This window comes from Candidatus Binatus sp. (assembly GCF_030646925.1).
Classification (GTDB): Bacteria; Desulfobacterota; Binatia; order Binatales; family Binataceae; genus Binatus.
Genome location: NZ_JAUSKL010000099.1, coordinates 1 through 2745, shown reverse-complemented (window position 1 = coordinate 2745; position 2745 = coordinate 1). Strand labels below are relative to the sequence as shown.

Genomic DNA, 2745 nt, shown 5'->3' with positions numbered 1-2745 from the left:
CTGGGACGAATGGAATTAATGGATTCAGAGTGATCGGGAGTCGTGGGCGCGAACATACCGACAAGGCGCGTTTCGACACATATCGAAAGGCTGCCGCGTTTCCTAAAGCGCTCCTACATCCGCTGATTGCCGACCGAGCGTGGATTGACCTCGCCAGAGGCGATTTCGCGGGCGCGGTTTTCTTCGCATTTAGAACCGTGGAAGAGGAGGTCCGTAACCTTGGTGGGTACGCGGCTACGGACGTAGGTGTTGCGCTGATGCGAAAAGCGTTTGACCCGGCCAATGGTCCTCTCTCCGATCAGTCGCAACCACAGCCTGAGCGCGAGGCGCTATCGCACATGTTCGCTGGCGCCATCGGTTCCTATAAGAATCCGCACTCGCACCGGACGGTGACGCTCACAGACCATGTTGAGGCTCAGGAAATGGTCATGCTGGCATCACACCTGCTCCGCATCATTGATTCACGCAGAACATGAACATGCCGTATAACTACCCGCTTCACCCCGACGCTGACGCGCGCGGGTGAGCGCGAGCGTTAGCCCTCAATGAAAATGGCATTCACGTTTGACTGGACACTGAAGGCCAGCGACATCTTGACGTCGCTGACGATCATTGTGTCCGTCGTCGCCCTCTTGACAGCTTGGACAAAGGATCGGGACTCGAGGACTCGAGAGCAGGCCGATCGAGTAAGGACGGCAGCAGCAAAAACCCTAGTGAAGCTTGAACGATGGCAAGGTCTACAGCGCTCTCTGTACAGCGAACTTCACCCTGTCTACGTCGAAACTAGTGAGATCCTTTCTAAGCGCTTCGACGTAGTCTCGGCCCGCGACTACCTATGGAAACGGATTAGCGCTCAACGTGTTCATATTGCATCCCGCGTCCTCGACGAGGGGATCGAAACGGCATACGTCGACCTCTTTGCTTACCATCCCTCTGTGCGCTCAACATTTCTCGAGGCGGTTGCGAAGCTGAAGGAAAACGAGGAAGTTGCGGCGTCGCTGCTCCTACGGGACACGCAGGCCGCAGTTATGTCGTTCGAAGGTAAGCGGGCTGGTTACACCACCGCAATGCTCGGAAATGCTCTCCGCGAAGCTGCTTTTCCGATCGAGCAGAAGCTGATGCAGTCATCCAGCCAAACGCTCGCGCCGATCCGTGATGAGCTGTATGCGCTTATCTCAAGTGACGATAGGGATATTCTCAAACGAAGTACAGGCGCGGCCAAATGACTAATCTGAGCGGTCGGGGAGATAGGTAACAAAAGAGTCTGGGGACCTGGGTTACAGATTCCGTCGTTTCAGTTTGCCATATTGATCTTCAATGCGCATGTGCCGCTCGTCGAAACGGCCGAGCTTGAGCGGTCCGAAATAGACGTTCCATATTCCATCGTCGATTTCTTCAAAGCCGACGTACTCACCAATACAAACACTAGACACATTGACCCAGTCCCTGTTCCAGCGAATGCCGCCGTTGGCGCTCACATAACGCACTTCGAAGCGATCTGGGTATTCCAGTGGTGGAATCTTATTCGGCATCTCCCGCAACGATGGTTGGTATTGTGATGCTGGCGTTTGCTGGTCAAGCGCTTCATGGGGTCGTTCGTTGTTGAACTCATCGCGAAAGTGGTTGAACTTGCGCTGCTGGGCGGACAGGCTTCCGGCGGCGGGGCGTGTGGTTTCGTCTTTGAGCGTACGGTGCATGCGTTCATGACGTCCGTTTTGCTGCGGCTTGCCGGGCTCAATGAGTTCGGGCATCACGCCAAGCCGAACCCACCATGCCGACAGCGCCGAGAGCCTTGCCAGCGTGGTGGTGGCAAACGGCACGCCGTTATCGGTACGAATGCGCGTCGGCAGTCCATACTCCTTGAAGAGTCGCGTAAACACCGGCTTGGCGCCTGCGACCGCGGTGGAGTCGAGCGCTTGGCAGCTCAACAGGTAACGGCTGTAGCCATCAGTCACGGTCAACGGATAGCAGTAAAGACCATTGCCGGTCTTGAACTGTCCTTTGTAATCCGCACACCACAGGTCGTTGGGTGCCAGGATCGTGCTGGTGGGCTTGCCCGGATGGCCGATGCGTCGGCGCTGGCGCTGCTTGGGCACCAGGCCATGACGGCTCAGAATGTCGCATACGGTAGAGCGTCCCGGCAAGTCCCAGCGCGGGTGACCTTTGTGCAGCAGCACGAGCAGCTTCTTCGCACCCCAGGAAGGGTGACGCCGGCGTATCTCCAGAATCGCGGTCACGATTTCCTGATCGGTCTGGTTCGGTGATGCGCGGGGTTTGCACGAGCGCTCGTCGAGGCCGGTCGGGCCGTGGCGAAGGTAGCGATCGATCCACTTATACCCGGTCTTGCGTGACACCCCATACAGGGCGCAAAGATCGGTAGTGCTAAGTGACTCGCGCAGGTAATCTGCGATAAATTGCGTTCTCTGGTCCATAGGTGATGTCTGACTCCACGGCATGGGATACCTCCATTGAGATACCCGTAAGTGTGATCAAACTGTTACCCATGTCCCTGGACTAAAATGTTACCTATGTGTCTGGACCGTACCGAGCGCTGCACTACCTGCCTTTTGCAGCGTTGCAAAATCCGGAGGGCGGCTTCCTGAACGACCGGTATGGCCTGCGGTTTCTGCCCGCGGCGAGCGTGCTCAAATTCCTGCGCCCCGGCGTAGCGAAGAAGGAGGCGCAATTACTTGCTCTCGGCAATCCGGATCTGGGTGATCCGAAGCTCGACCTGCAGTTCGCCGA

At 57.0% G+C, this 2745-nt stretch carries 4 protein-coding genes; 3 read left to right on the top strand and 1 reads right to left on the bottom strand.

All coding sequences use genetic code 11. The annotated features are described in order from the left end of the window. Positions 1–476 (top strand): TIGR02391 family protein (locus tag Q7S58_RS17160; protein WP_304828634.1); only part of this gene is annotated, 476 nt, incomplete at its 5' end. Positions 477–545: 69 nt separating this feature from the next. Continuing rightward, entirely contained in the window at positions 546–1226 is a 681-nt protein-coding gene (locus Q7S58_RS17155) for a hypothetical protein (RefSeq protein WP_304828631.1), read from the top strand. A 51-nt stretch (positions 1227–1277) separates the two neighbouring features. Here Q7S58_RS17155 and Q7S58_RS17150 read toward each other — a convergent pair whose 3' ends face one another. Beyond that, complete coding sequence (locus Q7S58_RS17150; RefSeq protein WP_304828628.1) at positions 1278–2432, bottom strand: IS481 family transposase; 1155 nt, start codon at positions 2430–2432, stop codon at positions 1278–1280. A 98-nt stretch (positions 2433–2530) separates the two neighbouring features. Between Q7S58_RS17150 and Q7S58_RS22295 the strand changes: the two genes are divergently transcribed. Then, the coding region (locus tag Q7S58_RS22295; protein ID WP_370655536.1) for a CHAT domain-containing protein at positions 2531–2745 on the top strand (215 nt) is incomplete at its 3' end.